Source organism: Hymenobacter glacieicola, assembly GCF_014640315.1.
Lineage (GTDB): Bacteria > Bacteroidota > Bacteroidia > Cytophagales > Hymenobacteraceae > Hymenobacter > Hymenobacter glacieicola.
In genome coordinates this window covers 109,412-125,996 of record NZ_BMGS01000010.1, presented here as the reverse complement: position 1 = coordinate 125,996, position 16,585 = coordinate 109,412, and the positions used below count along the sequence as shown (strand labels likewise).

Annotated in this window: 15 protein-coding genes and 1 tRNA gene; 8 read left to right on the top strand and 8 right to left on the bottom strand. The window is 57.4% G+C overall.

The window, feature by feature from the left end:
* The first annotated feature begins 59 nt into the window (after positions 1–59).
* The 5 genes from IEW18_RS17710 to lepB all read left to right on the top strand — a co-directional run bounded on the left by IEW18_RS17710 (position 60) and on the right by lepB (position 5,169).
* Positions 60–875 carry a ParA family protein gene (locus IEW18_RS17710; protein WP_188559207.1) on the top strand — a complete coding sequence of 272 codons (816 nt, stop codon included), beginning with the start codon at positions 60–62 and terminating at the stop codon, positions 873–875.
* A gap of 276 nt (positions 876–1,151) precedes the next feature.
* Complete coding sequence (locus tag IEW18_RS17705) at positions 1,152–2,108, top strand: ParB/RepB/Spo0J family partition protein (RefSeq protein WP_188559206.1); 957 nt, start codon at positions 1,152–1,154, stop codon at positions 2,106–2,108.
* Between the two features lie 290 nt (positions 2,109–2,398).
* Positions 2,399–2,980 carry a DUF5683 domain-containing protein gene (locus IEW18_RS17700; protein WP_229728818.1) on the top strand — a complete coding sequence of 194 codons (582 nt, stop codon included), beginning with the start codon at positions 2,399–2,401 and terminating at the stop codon, positions 2,978–2,980.
* A gap of 66 nt (positions 2,981–3,046) precedes the next feature.
* Positions 3,047–3,766, top strand: a complete 720-nt coding sequence (gene dapB / locus IEW18_RS17695) for a 4-hydroxy-tetrahydrodipicolinate reductase (RefSeq protein ID WP_188559204.1) — start codon at positions 3,047–3,049, stop codon at positions 3,764–3,766.
* 194 nt (positions 3,767–3,960) lie between these two features.
* The gene (gene lepB, locus IEW18_RS17690) at positions 3,961–5,169 is read left to right on the top strand and encodes a signal peptidase I (protein ID WP_188559203.1); all 1,209 of its coding nucleotides are present in this window, start codon (positions 3,961–3,963) and stop codon (positions 5,167–5,169) included.
* Positions 5,170–5,370: 201 nt separating this feature from the next.
* Here the strand turns inward: lepB and IEW18_RS17685 are convergent, their stop codons facing one another.
* Positions 5,371–6,036 carry a uracil-DNA glycosylase gene (locus IEW18_RS17685; RefSeq protein ID WP_188559202.1) on the bottom strand — a complete coding sequence of 222 codons (666 nt, stop codon included), beginning with the start codon at positions 6,034–6,036 and terminating at the stop codon, positions 5,371–5,373.
* A 112-nt stretch (positions 6,037–6,148) separates the two neighbouring features.
* On the opposite strand from IEW18_RS17685, the gene apaG reads away from it, so the two are divergent.
* Together apaG and IEW18_RS17675 are read left to right on the top strand one after the other, a co-directional pair.
* A complete protein-coding gene (apaG, locus tag IEW18_RS17680; protein ID WP_188559201.1) occupies positions 6,149–6,535 on the top strand; it encodes a Co2+/Mg2+ efflux facilitator ApaG/CorD in 387 nt (128 codons plus the stop codon).
* A gap of 185 nt (positions 6,536–6,720) precedes the next feature.
* Complete coding sequence (locus tag IEW18_RS17675; protein WP_188559200.1) at positions 6,721–7,551, top strand: O-methyltransferase; 831 nt, start codon at positions 6,721–6,723, stop codon at positions 7,549–7,551.
* 464 nt (positions 7,552–8,015) lie between these two features.
* Here IEW18_RS17675 and kdsA read toward each other — a convergent pair whose 3' ends face one another.
* Positions 8,016–8,840: a 3-deoxy-8-phosphooctulonate synthase gene (kdsA, locus tag IEW18_RS17670; protein WP_188559199.1), complete on the bottom strand. Its 825-nt coding sequence runs from the start codon at positions 8,838–8,840 to the stop codon at positions 8,016–8,018.
* 77 nt (positions 8,841–8,917) lie between these two features.
* On the bottom strand, positions 8,918–9,535 hold the full coding sequence (locus IEW18_RS17665; RefSeq protein WP_188559198.1) for a methyltransferase domain-containing protein: 618 nt from the start codon (positions 9,533–9,535) through the stop codon (positions 8,918–8,920).
* A gap of 113 nt (positions 9,536–9,648) precedes the next feature.
* Between IEW18_RS17665 and IEW18_RS17660 the strand changes: the two genes are divergently transcribed.
* Positions 9,649–10,596 carry a DUF8428 domain-containing protein gene (locus IEW18_RS17660; RefSeq protein WP_188559197.1) on the top strand — a complete coding sequence of 316 codons (948 nt, stop codon included), beginning with the start codon at positions 9,649–9,651 and terminating at the stop codon, positions 10,594–10,596.
* A 200-nt stretch (positions 10,597–10,796) separates the two neighbouring features.
* Here the strand turns inward: IEW18_RS17660 and cphA are convergent, their stop codons facing one another.
* The 5 genes from cphA to IEW18_RS17640 form a co-directional block, all read right to left on the bottom strand.
* A complete protein-coding gene (cphA, locus tag IEW18_RS17655; protein ID WP_188559196.1) occupies positions 10,797–13,421 on the bottom strand; it encodes a cyanophycin synthetase in 2,625 nt (874 codons plus the stop codon).
* A 280-nt stretch (positions 13,422–13,701) separates the two neighbouring features.
* Positions 13,702–13,772 (bottom strand) — tRNA-Cys (locus IEW18_RS17650).
* A gap of 291 nt (positions 13,773–14,063) precedes the next feature.
* Complete coding sequence (rpsA, locus tag IEW18_RS17645) at positions 14,064–15,890, bottom strand: 30S ribosomal protein S1 (protein WP_188559195.1); 1,827 nt, start codon at positions 15,888–15,890, stop codon at positions 14,064–14,066.
* A 274-nt stretch (positions 15,891–16,164) separates the two neighbouring features.
* Positions 16,165–16,296 (bottom strand): DUF7878 domain-containing protein, encoded by a 132-nt coding sequence (locus IEW18_RS22080; RefSeq protein WP_444542866.1) that lies wholly within the window; start codon positions 16,294–16,296, stop codon positions 16,165–16,167.
* Positions 16,248–16,508 carry a DUF7878 domain-containing protein gene (locus IEW18_RS17640; protein WP_188559194.1) on the bottom strand — a complete coding sequence of 87 codons (261 nt, stop codon included), beginning with the start codon at positions 16,506–16,508 and terminating at the stop codon, positions 16,248–16,250. Before IEW18_RS17640 ends, IEW18_RS22080 begins: the two co-directional genes overlap by 49 nt.
* Positions 16,509–16,585: the final 77 nt, after the last annotated feature.

Here is a 16,585-nt window from a genome sequence, read left to right as displayed (position 1 = left end):
CTTGCATTACCCGAGACAAGCTAACAGCTCACCGCTGATAGCCACCAGCTTTCAACCACATGGGCAAAATCATTGCGGTAGCCAACCAAAAGGGCGGGGTCGGTAAAACCACCTCCTCGATCAACCTCGCGGCCTCGCTGGCGGCGCTGGAATATCGGACCCTGCTCGTGGATGCCGACCCCCAGGCCAATGCCACTTCCGGCGTCGGCTTCGACCCGAAGGACATTCAGAACAGCATTTACGAGTGCATGGTAGACGGGATTAACGTGCAGGACATCATCCTGCAGACCACCCTGCTGCCCCACCTCGACCTGATTCCCTCCCATATCGACCTGGTAGGGGCCGAGGTGGAGATGATCAACCTACCCAACCGGGAAGAGAAAATGAAGGAGGCCCTGCGCCCCCTGGCCGATCAGTACGACTTTATTATCATCGACTGCTCGCCTTCCCTGGGCCTGATTACGGTAAACGCCCTCACGGCCGCGCACTCCGTAATTGTGCCGGTGCAGTGCGAATATTTCGCCCTGGAAGGCCTGGGCAAGCTGCTGAATACCATCAAAATCATTCAGAGTCGCCTGAACGAGGAACTGGAAATTGAGGGCATTCTGCTCACGATGTACGATGTGCGGTTGCGCCTTTCCAACCAGGTAGTAGAAGAAGTAAAGCTGCACTTCCAGCAGCTCGTGTTCGACACCATCATTCCGCGCAACGTGAAATTGTCGGAGTCGCCGAGCTTCGGTATTCCCGTTATTCTGCACGATGCCGAGAGCAAGGGCAGCATCAGCTACCTTAATCTGGCCCGCGAAATCGTGGAAAAGAACGTGGTTTCGGCTGACCCCGAGCAGGAGCAAGCCGCCGAGGATACTGCGGCGTAGCGCTACCGGCGGCCTTATTCGTACCGCTCGAAAGAATCCCCGCGGGGCAGCACCATTCGTTTAACGACGGCGGGCGCTGCCCCGCGGGGGTTTTAGCTTCTGGAGCTTCGTTCTCTCCCACCAGGCTACCCCGCTGACGCGGGAGGTAGCAATCTGATACGTAGTGTTTCACGAATTTTTCAAGTCGTGGAACAAATTTCCCCGCCATCCCGGGCGTTTGTGTATTTTTGGATCCCGCTTTCGCTCCGTGCTATTGGGCGAGGGCTGCTTGCAGGTATGTCAGAGAAAAACGAAGAGAAGAATACGCCGGCCGCGGCTTCCGCCGCCGTTAAGCGCAAAGTTGGCGGTTTGGGCCGGGGACTGAACGCCCTGATTGAGGGCAGCTACGAGAAGAAAAGTGAGCGGCTGGGTCTGGTTCCGCACCCGGTGAACTCGGTGGGCCTGATTGCCGTGAACCAGATTGAGGCCAACCCTTACCAGCCCCGCACCCACTTCGACCAGGCGGCCCTGCAGGAACTAGCCGAGAGCATCAAGCTGCAAGGCATTATCCAGCCCGTTACGGTGCGCCAGACCGGTACCAACGCCTACCAGCTTATTTCGGGGGAACGGCGCCTGCAGGCCTCCAAGCTGGCCGGCCTCGATGCCATTCCGGCTTACATCCGCAAGGCCGATGACCAGCAGATGCTGGAAATGGCCCTGATTGAGAACATCCAGCGCGAGAACCTCAATGCTATTGAAATAGCCCTAAGCTACCAACGCTTGGTAAGCGAGTGCAACCTGAAGCAGGAAGAGCTGGGCGACCGGGTGGGCAAAAACCGCTCGACCGTTACCAACTACCTGCGTCTGCTGAAGCTGCCCCCCGACATCCAGATTGGCCTGCGCGACAACGTTATCAGCATGGGCCACGCCCGGGCGCTGGTTAACGTGGAGGATACTGAGCAGCAGCTCAGCCTATTCCGCCGCATTGTGGACGAGGACCTTTCCGTGCGCCGCGTGGAGCAACTGGTGCGAACCGGCGCCGGCGCCCCCACCGACGCGGAAAAGAAACCTACTCAACCAGCGGCCCCGGTAGTTCCGCCGGCGGAGCTCAAGCGCGCCGAGCGTCATCTCTCGGAGCGTTTCGGTAGCCGCGTGATGGTGAAGCCCGGGCCCCAGGGCCGGGGCGAAATCAAAATTGCTTTCGATTCGGTGGAGGACATGCAGCGTATTCTGCACATTCTGCAGCCCGCGTAACCTTTCTCTTCCCGGCCCAAGCCTACCTTGCTACCTGCCCGCTACGTTGAGGCCTTTGGGGCGCGGACCGGCGAATCGGCTTTTCAGGCCCCGCCGCTTCTGGGCAGACTAACCGGATAAACGTAGGCGTTAGCTGGTTTTAGGGTTCGTGGCCGAAGTGGCGGGGCGCTGGTTTCGGAGAGTACAGTCAACTTCACCTGCCGCGGCCTTGCTTCCGACTGGCCCCGGCAGAAATTCGTCTTATGCGCTGTTCACGTCTTTTCCTTCAGCTACTGCTTCTGGTTGGTTTGGTGCTGCTAGGGAAAAGTGCGCAGGCGCAAACCGTCACGGCGGGCCCCGACTCGGCCCGGGTAGCTACCCAAGTCGTGCCGGATTCGTCGCGGCGCACGGAGCGGCTGCTGGGCATGCGCGTTACCAGGCCGCAGAAGGCCGCCCTGCTGGCGTTGGTGCTGCCGGGGGCCGGGCAGGTGTATAACCGCCGGTACTGGAAGCTGCCTTTGGTGTACGGAGCCATCGGGGGGACGGGCTACGGCCTGTATTTCTATCAAAAGGCCTTTAAAGAGTACAAAACTGCCAAGAATGACCTGGACAACGGCAAAACGCTTGCTGAACTAAAAGGCTCCCGCGTACGGCGCGAGCCCTCCCGGCAAAACGTCATTGTAGGCCTGCAAAATTACCGTGGCGCCCGCGACAAATTTATTGCCTACACGGCCTTGGCCTATGGCATTACTATTCTGGATGCGCTGGTAGATGCCCACTTGCGCGACTTCGATATCAGCGAAGATTTAAGTCTGCGCCTTGACCCCGCCTTGCTTCCTTCTGCTTCACCAGTGCCACGCACAGGGCTGGCACTTACTTTCTACCTAAAATAGCGCACCTGCTTACGGCGCTGCTTACCCAGCCGCCCCAACCAGCTGTCTGCTGCCAGCACTTTTTCAATGAAGCTCCTACTGATTGGCTACGGCAAAATGGGCCGGGCCATCGAAGCCCAGGCCATTGCCCGCGGCCACCAGATTGCCGGCATCGTGGACCCTACCCGGCCCGATGTGCGCATCTCCGATTTTACAACCGAACAGGTCGACGCGGCCATTGAGTTTACTCATCCTGATGCGGCCTTCCAAAACGTAGTAGCCTGTCTGAAGCAGGGTATTCCGGTGGTGTGCGGCTCCACGGGCTGGCTGCATCATTTCCCCGAAGCCCAGGCCCTGAGCCAGCAGACCAATACGCCCCTGTTTTACGCCTCCAACTACAGCGTGGGCGTGAACCTGTTCTTTCACTTCAACGAGTACATAGCGGCCAAAATGCACCAGTTTGGCGGCTACGATGTGCAGGTACGCGAGATTCACCACACCCAGAAGGTAGACCAGCCCAGCGGCACGGCCCTGACCACGGCGGAAGGGATTCTGCGCCATTTCCCGGGCAAAACCACCTGGCGCAACGAGGCCACCACTACCCCCACGGAGCTGGCCATCCTTTCGGAACGCGAGGGAGCCGTAGTGGGCACCCACATTGTCACCTACTCCTCTCCCGCCGACAGCATTGAGCTTACGCACGAGGCCCACACCCGCGAAGGGTTCGTGCAGGGCGCGCTATTGGCCGCCGAATGGCTCCCTGGCCGCCAGGGCGTATTCGGCATGAAGGATTTGCTGGGGTTGTAGGTGGTGAAATTGTGAGCTGGTGAACTGGTGAGTTCGTTGTTCTACCTGCCCTATTTGAGCATTTGAACAACAAACTCACCAGTTCACCAGCTCACAATTTCACCTTTACCCGCATTATTTCGCATCTTCCGGCGTTTATCCGGAAGGAGGCCGGCGCGTGCCGGCTGTTTGTTTTTTCTGGCCTCTGATTCATTATGGCAGTACAATCCTGGGAGAAATACCTCGAGAAGAATAAGCCGGCGTCTGCGCCTCCCGTAGGAGAACCTAAGAAGCGCAAGAGTGTGGTTCGGGAGTGGGGCGACGCCATTTTGTTTGCGGTGGTGGCCGCTACGCTTATCCGCTGGGCCACGTTCGAGGCCTATACCATCCCTACGCCTTCCATGGAGCATTCCCTGCTGGTGGGCGACTACCTGTTTGTGAGCAAGCTGCACTACGGTCCGCGCACGCCCCAAACGCCCCTGCAGGTGCCCCTAACGCACCAGACCATCTGGGGAACGAGCCTGAAAAGCTACTCCGACCTGATTCAGCTCCCCAGCTACCGCTTGCCAGGTTTTTCGGAAGTGAAAAACAACGATGTAGTAGTGTTTAACGTGCCGTTTGAAGCCGAGCACCCCGCTGATTTGCGCACGAACTACATCAAGCGCTGCATTGCCATTGCCGGCGACGTGCTGGAAATTAAGCAGGGCCAGGTGTTTGTGAACGGTAAGCAGGCCGCCACCTACCCCGAGATGCAGAGCAGCTACTTTCTACAGGTGCCGCAACCCAACGACGACCTGGCCGACGCCTTTAAGCGCTTTGGCGTGTGGGAGCAAAGCTCCCCCGATGGCATGCCCTTCCAGATGCAGACCGCGCAGTATGGGCTAGGCTACGAGGTGCACATGACCCGGGCCGCCTACGATTACTTTAAGCAGCAGCCCTACATCAAAGGCATCATTGACCTGAAAACGCCCGTGGGCCAGCCGGAACGCCAGCAAGTGTTCCCCAACAACCCCGACTCGCCGTACAGCCAGCCCCTGGCTGCCCCGCCCTTCCCCACCTGGAACAAGGACAACTACGGACCCCTGCAGATTCCGAAGGAAGGCCAGACGGTGCAGCTGACCCCTCAGAACTCGCCCATTTATCAGAAAATTATTCTGCGCTACGAGCACAACGAAGGCATGAGTGTGGACGCTAGCGGCCAGATTCTGCAGAACGGCCAGCCGCTGAAGAGCTACACCTTCAAGCAGAACTACTACTTCATGATGGGCGACAACCGCCACAACTCGCTCGACTCCCGCTTCTGGGGCTTCGTGCCCGAAGACCACATCGTCGGCAAGGCCGTGCTCATCTGGATGTCCGTGGACCCCACTGCCTCCTTTGCCCAGAAAATCCGCTGGAACCGCCTGTTCGACCTAGTCAACTAAAATCACGGATTGAGACGGATTTTCCGGATTACACGGATTTTTCACTGTGCTGGGAGATTAGAGCAACAATCCTCAACTTTATACAAACTCAAAGAGCCTGGCCACATGGCCAGGCTCTTTGAGTTTGTATAAAGGGAACGGCCAATGAAGTTACCCGGCAAAAAATCCGTGTAATCCGGAAAATCCGTCTCAATCCGTGATTTACCACTGAATGGGCGCTTGGCCGTGTTGCTGCAGGTAAGCGTTGGTTTGGCTAAAGGGCCGGGAGCCGAAAAAGCCCCGGTCGGCGGCGTAGGGCGAAGGGTGAGCGGCCTTGAGTACCAAGTGTTTGCGGGCGTCTATGATTTCTCCTTTTTTCTGGGCCGAGGCTCCCCAGAGAATAAACACGACATTTTCCTTTAGGTCCGAAATCTGCTGAATTACGGCATCGGTGAATTGCTCCCAGCCCCTTTTCTGGTGACTGGCGGGCTCTCCGGCCCGCACCGTGAGGGTAGCGTTCAGCAGCAGCACCCCTTGCTGGGCCCACCGGTCGAGGTTGCCGTTGGAAGCGGGCGGGGTTCCGGGCAGGTCGCTTTGCAGCTCTTTGAAAATGTTCTGCAGCGAGGGCGGGGTACGGACGTCCTCGGCCACCGAAAAGCTCAGGCCGTGCGCTTGGCCCTTGCCGTGGTAAGGGTCCTGGCCTAGGATAACTACCTTCACCTCATTGAAGGGGCAGGCGTCGAAGGCGTGAAATATGAGCGGGCCGGGCGGATATACAGTGGCAGTTGCGTACTCGCCTCTTACAAAGGCAATCAGGTGGTGGAAGTACGGCTTTTCGAATTCGGCCGCTAGGACCTTGCGCCAGCTTTCTTCTATCTTTACAGACATACGGGAGAGGATTATTTTTTCGGTTGAGTGGGCCTTGCCGTGCACTGGCTACGTAGATAAACCAAATTCCGCATACGGCTGTTAGCTTTTTTCTACTCGGACCCCAGGCGCTATGAATACCATTTCCACCCAGGGAGTAACCGTTAGCGTTACCACCAACTACTTGCCCGACTACTCTAGTCCAGGTCAGGAGCACTACGTTTTTGCGTATAAAATTGATATCCGCAACGACAGCGAATACACCGTGAAGCTGTTGCGGCGGCACTGGTACATCTACGACGCCAACGGGGTAGTCCGGGAGGTGGAAGGCGAAGGCGTTGTGGGCCAGCAACCCGTGCTGGAGCCCGGCGAGTCGCACCAGTACGTGTCGGGCTGCAACCTGAAGTCGGGGCTGGGCAAGATGCGCGGCACCTACCAAATGGAGCGCCTCATGGACGGCAGCGAGTTTACGGTGGAAATTCCGGAGTTCACGCTGGTAGTCCCTTACCGCCTCAACTAGCCTAGAGCCAGCTTACCCGCCACCATTTTCAGCCGCCCCGAGCTTTCGGGGCGGCTTTTTCATGACTGGCGCCTACCCTCGTATTGCATGCCCTGCGTCGGCGGCGCTTGCCGTATCTTCGCCCCAGCCGTTTCCTCCCTTCTACCACGAACCGCCCGCGCCGGGTTCTTGCGCTTCTTTCGCCGTTGCTATTTCAGATTCTCAGCTACCTCCGCTTTCTGACCGGGTCCGGTAATGCGCACGGGCTTCATTCTCCTTTCATCTTTGGCCTGTACGCGCACGTAATCAACCACAGCGGGCACTTTGCGGCGTACGAGGCAGTAGAAGCCCGGCGGCAGGAGCTGTTAGCCGACCCTACCCCCATTCAGGTACGGGACTTTGGGGCGGGCTCCCACACCGGCGCGGGCCGTACCCGCCGCCTGCGCGACATTGCCCGGTCGGCCGCCAAGCCGCCCAAGCTGGGCCAGCTGCTGTTTCGGTTGGTAAACCACTTCCAGCCCCGCACCATTATAGAGCTGGGCACTTCCCTGGGCCTGACAACGGCCTACCTCAGCGCCGCCGATTCGCGGGCCCGCGTGCTTACCTTCGAGGGCTGCCCCCAAACTGCCGCCGTAGCCCGTCAGACCTTCCAACACCTGGGTTTACCAGCAGTTGAGCTTATCGAAGGCAACCTGGATGACACCCTGGCCCCTACCCTGGCCGCGCTACCTACGCCCGTCGACTTTGCCTTCTTTGATGGCAACCACCGCTATGAGCCCACCGTGCGCTACTTTGAGCAGCTTAACCGCTACCGCACAGAGCAGAGCGTATTCGTGCTGGACGACATCCACTGGTCCAAAGAAATGGAGCAGGCCTGGGCTACCATCAAGCAGCACCCTGAAGTGACCGTGACCGTAGATTTGTTCTTTATCGGCCTGGTTTTTTTCCGCCGAAATCAGCCCAAACAGCATTTTTCGCTGCGTTTTGATAACCCGCTTGACAACCTGCTGGAGCGGGTGCGCTGGCTTTCTTCTTAGCGGCAAGCTCAACCACAAGACGATTACTAAAATAAATAGCAAAACAAAGCCGTCAAATACTAGTATATTTGGCATACGTGCGGTTGTCACCCCGCCAACACGGCTGCCTCAAAAGCAGTGAAGCCCGTGTTGTAGCACGGGCTTCGGGATAAGTAGGGTGTTTAGGCCACCCTCAAATCCATTGGTATGGGACAGGGTCGTACTGACATGGATGGGCTTCGTTTCCAATGCTCCATTCATGTGACCACTACTTTTGTAGTGAAGGTAGTGGCCGCTTTAGGCGGAATAGGAGGCTTATACCTCCTGTTTAACCCTTAGCGGTAACGGTAGCAGGAGGCAGCACGCTTCCTGCTACTTTTGTTTTCAACGAAGCAAATATACTGGATGTTTTGGCAAAGAAGGTATACCTCCCGGCAAGGTCTGACCGCCAGTATGCAGGAGCCTTAGTTTGTATCTTGACTAGGTTAGCGGATGGCTTCGCGCACGCGCGTGAGCTTCACCAGCAGGTCTTCCAGCCGATCCAGGGCCAGCATATTGGCCCCGTCCGACTTGGCCGTGGCGGGTGTGGGGTGAGTCTCGATGAACAGGCCATCGGCCCCAACCGCAATGGCGGCTTTGGCAATGGTTTCAATTAGCTGGGGCTTGCCGCCCGTCACGCCGCTGCTCTGGTTGGGCTGCTGCAGGGAGTGGGTCACGTCCATCACCACGGGCACGCCAAACGCGCGCATAGCGGGCAGGTTGCGGAAGTCCACTACTAGGTCGGAGTAGCCGAAAGAGTTGCCCCGGTCGGTAAGAATCACGTTTTCGTTGCCCGACTGCCGCACCTTGTCCACGGCAAACTGCATGGACTCGCCGCTCAGAAACTGGCCCTTCTTCACGTTTACCACCTTGCCGGTTTTGGCGGCGGCTACTAGCAAGTCCGTCTGCCGGCACAGGAAGGCCGGAATCTGCAGCACGTCCACGTACTCGGCCGCCAGGGCGGCCTCCTCCGATTCGTGGATGTCGGTAACGGTAGGCACCCCGATTTCCCGGCCCACTTTCTGGAGAATGCGCAGGGCTTTCTCGTCGCCAATGCCGGTGTAAGAATCGAGGCGGGAGCGGTTGGCTTTGCGGTAGGAGCCCTTGAAGATGTATGGAATCTGCAGCTTATCGGTAAGAGTGCGAACCTGCTCGGCAATGTGCAGGGCCATATCCTCACCCTCAATCACGCAGGGCCCCGCCATCAGAAAAAACTGACCGGAGTTGGTGTTGCGAAGGTGGGGCAGAACGGTAGCAAGGGCTTGAATCATGGTAGGAGAATTGGGGCGCCGGCCGGAGCTGGGCTGCTGAAAAAAGAACAGTGGAAGAAAAGCAGACTGGCCGCAGATCAGGAATCTGACGGTTGCTTTTTCTTTAGACAGATAAACAACTCCCGCCCCCGGCGCGGGGGTAAGGAGTTGGTGGCCGTTTCGAAATGCACGAAGTCGAAATAGGGCGCAAAGTAGCTACGATATTCTTCGCGGGAGCCACCGAAGGGCGGGCCGAGTTGGCTAAACTCCGTGTCGAAGAGCAGGCCCATTAAGGTACCGCCGGGCCGCAACAGCTGCGCGCACTGCTGCGCGTACTGGGGGCGCTGGCTGGGCTCCAGAGCGCAAAAAAAGGTTTGCTCCACTAGCAAGTCAAACGGCGGGGTAGGCTTCAGGGCGAAGAAATCCTGCTGTAGCAGGTGGGCGGCCGGAAAATCCGGTACGCGCTGCTGGAAGTCGCGCAGGGGCGCGGCGGCTACGTCGGCTACCCACACCTTGCGCCAGCCCTGGCGGTGCAGGTATTCGGCCTCGTAGGCCCGCCCGGCCCCCGGAATCAGGATGCGGCGCTCATCGGGTAATCCTAGCTGCCTGAAATAATCCAGTAGCGGGGGCGTTATGCTGCCCGCGTCCCAGCCGGTTTGCCCAGTTAGGTAGCGCTGCTGCCAATAAGCGGCGTCAAGTTGCGAATCCGGATGCATATTGTAGCGGGGTTGTACCTTCGGCACTTGCCAGGGTACGGAACTCCGTTATTTTTGCCTAAAGGTACTACCTCCGCCCGGACTCTTCCGGGCCTCACTTAACCCCTCTTGCTATGGAACAAGACCAGAGTCCCGAGCCGAAGAACAACAACCGCGTCCTCCTGATTGTGGCCCTGATTCTGGTGCTGCTTGGCATCAACGGCCTGCTTTTCTACATGAACCAGCAGAAATCCAAGCAGAATGAACAGCTCCAAGCTGATGTGGTAACCAAGGATGCCAAGCTGGAAGAGCAGATTAAGCAGTACGAGGCGCTGAAGGCCGACTACGAGCGGCAAAGCCAGGAAGTGCAGGGCATGGGTCTGGCCAACGACTCGTTGGAAGCCAAGCTGGCCCAGATTAATGCCGACCTGCTCAAGCTTCGCTCCTTCCGGGCCGGCAGCTTCAGCATTGCCGAGCAGAACCGGTTCAAGCAGCGCGCCACCAACTTCGAGGCGCAGCTGCGCAAGAAAGACGAGGAAATTGCCCAGCTGAAAGCCGACAACGAAGCGCTGTACACCGAGACGACCACGCTGAAAGAACGCCAAAACAAGCTCACGGATACTATTTCGACGGTTGTGCGCTCCAACCAGGAGCTCAACGAGAAGGTAACCATTGCCTCCCGCCTGCAAGCCGAGAACATCCGGGTGGGCGTGGTCAACAGCCGCGAGAAGGAAAAGTCGGATGAAGACAACGAGTTCAAAGCCAAGCGCGTCGAGAAAATCAAGGTAACCTTTAACCTGGCCCGCAATGATGTGTCGCCGAAGGAAACCAAGCAGATCCTGATGCGCCTGATTGAGCCCGACGGCGCGGCCTTGTACAACCTGAGCACCGGAGGCGGCACCTTCATGATTGATGGCGCCGAGGCGTTTTACACCGCCAAGCAGGACCTGGTATTCGACAACACCCGCCAGCCCGTGCAATTCCTGTACGCCAAAGGCGCGGCCTACAAAACCGGCCTCCACACCGTGGAGCTGTACGAAGGCGGCGTGATGATCGGCAAGACCACTTTTACCCTTAAATAAATCACGGATTTAGACGGATTTCTCGGATTACACGGATTTGTTCGGTTGTCTGGGTGTATCCGAGACATTCGCTTTAACCGAGTAACAAAAAAGGACAACCCACCTGGGTTGTCCTTTTTTGTTGCCAGCGGTGGTCGGTCAGCAGTTCCCCGCTCACGCTTACCTCATCACAACGAATCCGTGTAATCCGAAAAATCCGTCTAAATCCGTGATTCGAGGTCGTCCAGCTTCTTGAGCGTGGCCTTGATGTTTTCCGTGAACAGCACGACTACCGAGCCGGGTTGGGCCGTGTTGAGCACGTGGTCAATGGCATCCATTTCGTTTTCGATATAGGTAATCGGCAGCTCCGGGTTGTCCAGGCGCAGGCCGCGGGTCATGATTTCGTGCAGCTCCTCGGCGGTTTTACCACGCAAGTCCCGGTCCTGCCGCAACACCACCTCATCGAAAATACGACCGGCTACCCGGGCAAAGCTCAGCGTGTCCTCGTCGCGCCGGTCGCCCAGGCCCGACACCACTCCTACCTTGCGGGTGGCCTCCGTAGCATTCAGAAACTCGGCAAATTTCTCGATGCCGTGCGTGTTGTGGGCGTAGTCCACAATCACCTCGAAAGTGGGAAACTTGTACACGTTCATGCGGCCCGGCGTTTTGGCGGCCGAGGGCACAAACGTGCGCAGCGCCTGCTTAATATCGTCTTTATCGAAGCCGTAGCAATAGCACGCCAGAGCGGCCGCCAACGCGTTTTCGATGTTGAACGTGGCCCTACCCCCAAACGTGATGGGAAACTCCGAAGCCCGGTCGATGCGCAGCTTGTAGCTGTTCTTGTAAATGGTGATGTAACCTTCCTCGTACACGGCGGCCAATCCGCCGCTTTCCGCGTGCTCCCGAATGCGGGGGCTGTGCTCGTTCATGCTGAACAGGGCCACCCGGCACTCCAGCTTTTCGCGCATGGCGTACACCAGGTCATCGTCGGCGTTAAGGACGGCCCAGCCGTTTTTGCGCACGGTGCGCGGCAGCACCCCTTTCACGGCTGCCATTTCTTCCACCGTATAAATGTCGCGCATCCCCAGGTGGTCGGCCGCGACGTTGGTTACGATGGCCACGTCGCAGGTGTGGAAGCCCAATCCGGAGCGAAGCATGCCGCCACGAGCCGTTTCCAGCACGGCAAAGTTCACCGTTGGGTCTTTAAGAACGAACTCCGCACTTTGGCCCCCGGTGCAGTCCCCGCTCTGCAGCTGCACTCCCTGGATATAGATGCCGCTGGTCGTGGTGTGCCCTACTTTGTAGCCCTTGGAAGCTACTATGTGGGAAAGCAATTGGGTAGTGGTGGTTTTTCCGTTGGTGCCAGTAACGGCAAAAATGGGAATCCGAGCCGTGCTGCCGGCCGGAAACAGCATGTCTACTACCGGAGCGGCTACGTTGCGGGGCAGGCCCTCGGTGGGCGCAATGTGCATGCGGAAACCAGGCGCCGCATTAACCTCGATTACGGCCCCGCGCGTCTCATTCAGCGGAATGGCAATGTCGGAGGTGAGCAGGTCGATACCACAAATATCCAGGCCAATGATGCCGGCTACTCGTTCCGCCAGCAACACGTTGTACGGGTGCACCAAGTCAGTGACGTCCGTAGCGGTACCGCCGGTGCTGATGTTGGCAGTGCTCTTTAAGTAGAGTTCTTTGCCCGGGGGTAGCACCGAATCAATGGTTAAGTCCTGCACGCGCAGAATGTCCAGCGTGTGTTGGTCGGCCTTGATGCTGGTAAGCTCCTTCTCGTGGCCGATGCCGCGGCGCGGGTCCTCGTTAATCTTATCAATCAGCTGCTGAATGGTGCTGACGCCGTCGCCTACTACGGCCGCAGGAGTACGTTTAGCGGCGGCAATCAGCTTGCCGTTGACTACTAGCAGCCGGTAGTCGTGACCTTCGACGAATTGCTCCACAATAACGGCCCGGGAGTATTTCTGGGCCGCTTGCAATCCTTCCACGGCGTCCTCCCAGTTCATGATGCGGATGGTAGCGCCTTTGCCGTGGTTGCCATCCAAGGGCTTGGTCACGATGGGAAAGCCCAGTTCTTCCACCGCGTCGCGTAAGCCCTGCTCCGAGTACACCGTGGTACCGTAGGGCACGGGCACGCCCGCGTCCTTTAGCATGGCCTTGGTGCGGTTTTTATTGCCCGCCACCTCCACGCCCGCGTGGGAAGTGTAGCTGGTAGTGGTAGCCCAGATGCGCTTCTGGTTTACTCCGTAACCCAGCTGGATAATATTGCTGTTCTTGAGTTGGATGTAGGGAATATTGCGCGAAGCCGCTTCGGCCACAATGCTGTAGGTACTGGGACCAAAAAACTCCTCTTCCCGGATTTCGTGCAGCTCGTCGATAATCGGCTTCAGGTTGACGGGCTGTCCGTGGCACAGGTCATCCACTAGTTGCACGGCAGCCTCCGCGGCCACGCGCCCTGCCCGCTCCTCCTGGTAGCAGAACACCACAAAATCGACGCCTTCCTGGTGAGCCGGGTACGACTTACCCCAGATTACGGGCATACCGGCCGTGCGCTGCAATGCCAGTGCCACCTGCAGAATTACGTGGCTCAGTGGTTCGCCGTCGGCAAGCTGCTCCTCGGTAAGCGGTGGGTTTTTCGTCGACGACTTTTCTAAGTCGCCAGTCTGCGGTTGCGCCAGTTCCGGCAACAGCTTCGGCAGCTGCTCAGCCAGGGCCGGCACGCTGTTCGACCACGTATCGGCCAGATCCTGCAGGTCCACTTTCATCACAATCAGCTTGTGATGTTTAACAGACCAGTAGCTGGGGCCGCGCATTGTGCGGAGGTCAATAATCTTCATGGGGAAAAGATGAAAAGGGAATAAGGATGTACGCTTCTCTACGCGGGAATGAAATGTAGGGATAATGCCGTTGTAATCATTTTTGGCGTGCTAAGCCAATAATCCGCGCAGCAGCAGCATTTACCGATATATTAATTTCTGATAAGCTCCCTTTTCTTTGCTGAGTGATATTGAGCTTGTCTTGTAGCGGACCAATGCTTACCGTAAGACCGTTAAATGCAAAAACCCCGGTCGGGGCTAATCGACCGGGGCACTAGGCACTCTGAAAACAGGGAAAAAGAGGTGACGAGCGGATTCGAACCGCTGTAGGAGGTTTTGCAGACCTCTACCTAGCCACTCGGTCACGTCACCAGTGGTTTTGAGGATGCAAACATACGCCTTAATCCGACTTCTGCCAAGCTGACTAGCGTTTTTTCGCTGGCAACCCAGGTAAGTAACTGGATTAGTGCAGGAAATTTTATGGCCTCTTCTTTTGCCTGCAAAAATAGCCATACTCCTTACAGGGTAGTAGGCATTGGAAGTGATAAGCAATGCGCCAACCTGCTTGTTCTCCCTCAGGCGGAGTGGTAACCTGCTACGGCAACAAAAAAGGCCCCGAATTGCTTCGGGGCCTCTTGTTTACAAGCTAATTGACCAGCGAAATTACTCGCCGCCTTGCTCGTTGCCCAGCATCTTGTCGCGCAGAGCGGACAGGGCATCCAGGTCACCGAGGGTCGACTTCTCAGCCGTGGCGGGCTTCTTCAGGTCGCTCAGTTTGCCTTCGCCTTGAGCGCCGGCAGCGGCACCCGTAGCAGGCTTCTTCTTGGTGAACTTCGAAGCGCGGGAATCTTCTTCCTGCGCCTGGTTGAACACCGCGGTGTGCGACAGCACGATGCGACGGTCATCCTTCGAGAACTCCACCACGCGGAAGTCCAGGGTTTCGCCGTTTTCAGCGTTGCTGTTGTCTTCCTTCACCAGCGACTTGGGGTAGGCGAAGCCTTCGATGCCGTAAGGCAACTCGAGAACCGCACCACGGTCGTTTTTCTCGGTGATGGTAGCCTTGTGCACCGAGCCGGGGGTGAATACCGTCTGGAACGTATCCCAGGGGTTTTCTTCCAGCTGCTTGTGGCCCAGGGCCAGACGACGGTTAGCTACGTCCAGTTCCAGAACTACCACGTCCAGACGGTCGCCCACCTTCACTACTTCCGAAGGATGCTTGATCTTCTTGGTCCACGACAGGTCCGAAACGTGCACGAGGCCGTCTACACCTTCTTCCAGCTCAACGAACAGGCCGAAATTGGTCAGGTTGCGCACCAGACCGTTGTGGTTGGTACCTACGGCGTACTTCGTAGCGAAGTCGCCGCGGGTCCAGGGATCTTCGCTCAGTTGCTTGATGCCCAGGCTCATCTTGCGGTCTTCGCGGTCGAGGGTCAGGATCTGCGCCTCTACTACGTCGCCCTGCTTGATGAAGTCCTGCGGGTTACGCAGGTGCTGGCTCCAGCTCATTTCTGAAACGTGGATCAGGCCTTCTACGCCGGGGATGATTTCCATGAACGCGCCGTAGTCGGCTACGTTCACGATGCGGCCTTTCACTTTCGAGCCTACGCCCATGTCGGCGGGCAGCGAATCCCATGGGTGCGGGGTCAGCTGCTTCAGGCCCAGGCTGATACGCTTCTTGGCTTCGTCGAAGTCCAGCACGACGATGTTCAGCTTCTGGTCGAGCTGCAGCACTTCGCTCGGGTGAGCGATACGGCCCCACGAGATGTCGGTGATGTGCAGCAGACCGTCGACGCCACCCAGGTCGATGAACACGCCGAAGTTGGTCATGTTCTTGATAACGCCCTCGAGGATCTGGCCTTTTTCCAGGTTGTTGAGGATGGCTTCGCGCTGCTTCTCGAGGTCTTTCTCGATCAGGACTTTGTGCGAAACTACCACGTTGTCGAAAGCGGCGTTGATTTTCACCACTTTCACTTCCATGCGACGACCAACATAGATGTCGAAGTCACGGATGGGCTTCACGTCAATCTGCGAGCCGGGCAGGAAGGCTTCAACGCCGTCCAGATCCATGATCAGACCACCTTTGGTGCGGCGCTTTACTACCCCTTCCAGAACGGTGTCGTTCTCCAGCGCGTCGTAAATAGCTTTCCAAGCCTGCTTGATCTTAGCCTTCTTGCGGCTCAGGATCAGCTGACCGTTCTGGTCTTCCTGGTCCTCAATGAACACCTCAACCTCGTCGCCTACTTTTAGCTCGGGCAGGTCGCGGAATTCGGAGAGGGGCACCAGACCATCGGATTTGAAGCCGATGTTCAGGATTACGTCGCGGTCAGTGATGCCCACCACGGTGCCTTTGATTACTTCTTCTTCCTGAACAGTGGTCAGCGTTTCGCTGTACATCTGCTCCATCTCAGCGCGCTGCTCAGCGGAGTAGTTGCCACCGAAGCTGTTGGCTCCAACGTTGTCCCAGTCGAAGTTGTCTACTACTTCTGCCATGATATGATGCAGTGGCCCTCGTGTACACGTCCGGCGCAGGGCCCGCCTCCGGAACGCGTTTTTGTTTGATACACAGCGCAATTACGCCGGCCTCGCCACCCTGGCGGGGCGGCAAAGATACGGAGTTTAGGGGCTATTTGCTACAGCTATAGAGCGTTATTACCCATCTACTTTATTCTGTTCCTCGCAACTTGCCAGACAGGCCAAGCAGTCTTTCTCTGCCTAACTCTCGGTCTAATTTCTCCATAAATAGTGTAGCAGCCGCCATCAGTTCCTATTCATCAATGCACGCATGACAGCTAAATGCTTGCCAGATGGAGTGAATCCGGTAACGGTTACTGCCCGCCGGCTCTAACGCTAGGATTGCTCCTTCTTGCTCGTCATGATCCCTGGTAAAGTAGTGCATGGGCACCCCAGGCCTAATTCAGCCACCGCACCAAGCCACTTTCTCAGCGCCAGCCCAAACTCGGCCAACAACATATTTGACTCATGAAAAAATATGCGGCCGTTAATCCTGATTGTCAATTCTCCTTCTAGGTAATCTACCCAATAATTCCGTTGGCTTTCGTCCGGATACTCTTGGATAGCAAATTCAAGTACCAATTCTGTCTTTTCCATCGATTCTAAAAATAGTGGCTGCCTACTGCAACGAAAGAGGGACTGCCACATTTGCGGCAGTCCCTCTTTCGTTGCAG

Coding starts and splice junctions, on each gene's coding strand:
- cphA (WP_188559196.1), bottom strand. CDS start 13,421: ATGAAGATTATTGACCTCCGCACAATGCGCGGCCCCAGCTACTGGTCT.
- IEW18_RS17640 (WP_188559194.1), bottom strand. CDS start 16,508: ATGGAAAAGACAGAATTGGTACTTGAATTTGCTATCCAAGAGTATCCG.
- rpsA (WP_188559195.1), bottom strand. CDS start 15,890: ATGGCAGAAGTAGTAGACAACTTCGACTGGGACAACGTTGGAGCCAAC.
- IEW18_RS17660 (WP_188559197.1), top strand. CDS start 9,649: ATGGAACAAGACCAGAGTCCCGAGCCGAAGAACAACAACCGCGTCCTC.
- apaG (WP_188559201.1), top strand. CDS start 6,149: ATGAATACCATTTCCACCCAGGGAGTAACCGTTAGCGTTACCACCAAC.
- IEW18_RS17710 (WP_188559207.1), top strand. CDS start 60: ATGGGCAAAATCATTGCGGTAGCCAACCAAAAGGGCGGGGTCGGTAAA.
- IEW18_RS17705 (WP_188559206.1), top strand. CDS start 1,152: ATGTCAGAGAAAAACGAAGAGAAGAATACGCCGGCCGCGGCTTCCGCC.
- IEW18_RS22080 (WP_444542866.1), bottom strand. CDS start 16,296: ATGCACTACTTTACCAGGGATCATGACGAGCAAGAAGGAGCAATCCTA.
- IEW18_RS17665 (WP_188559198.1), bottom strand. CDS start 9,535: ATGCATCCGGATTCGCAACTTGACGCCGCTTATTGGCAGCAGCGCTAC.
- IEW18_RS17685 (WP_188559202.1), bottom strand. CDS start 6,036: ATGTCTGTAAAGATAGAAGAAAGCTGGCGCAAGGTCCTAGCGGCCGAA.
- dapB (WP_188559204.1), top strand. CDS start 3,047: ATGAAGCTCCTACTGATTGGCTACGGCAAAATGGGCCGGGCCATCGAA.
- lepB (WP_188559203.1), top strand. CDS start 3,961: ATGGCAGTACAATCCTGGGAGAAATACCTCGAGAAGAATAAGCCGGCG.
- kdsA (WP_188559199.1), bottom strand. CDS start 8,840: ATGATTCAAGCCCTTGCTACCGTTCTGCCCCACCTTCGCAACACCAAC.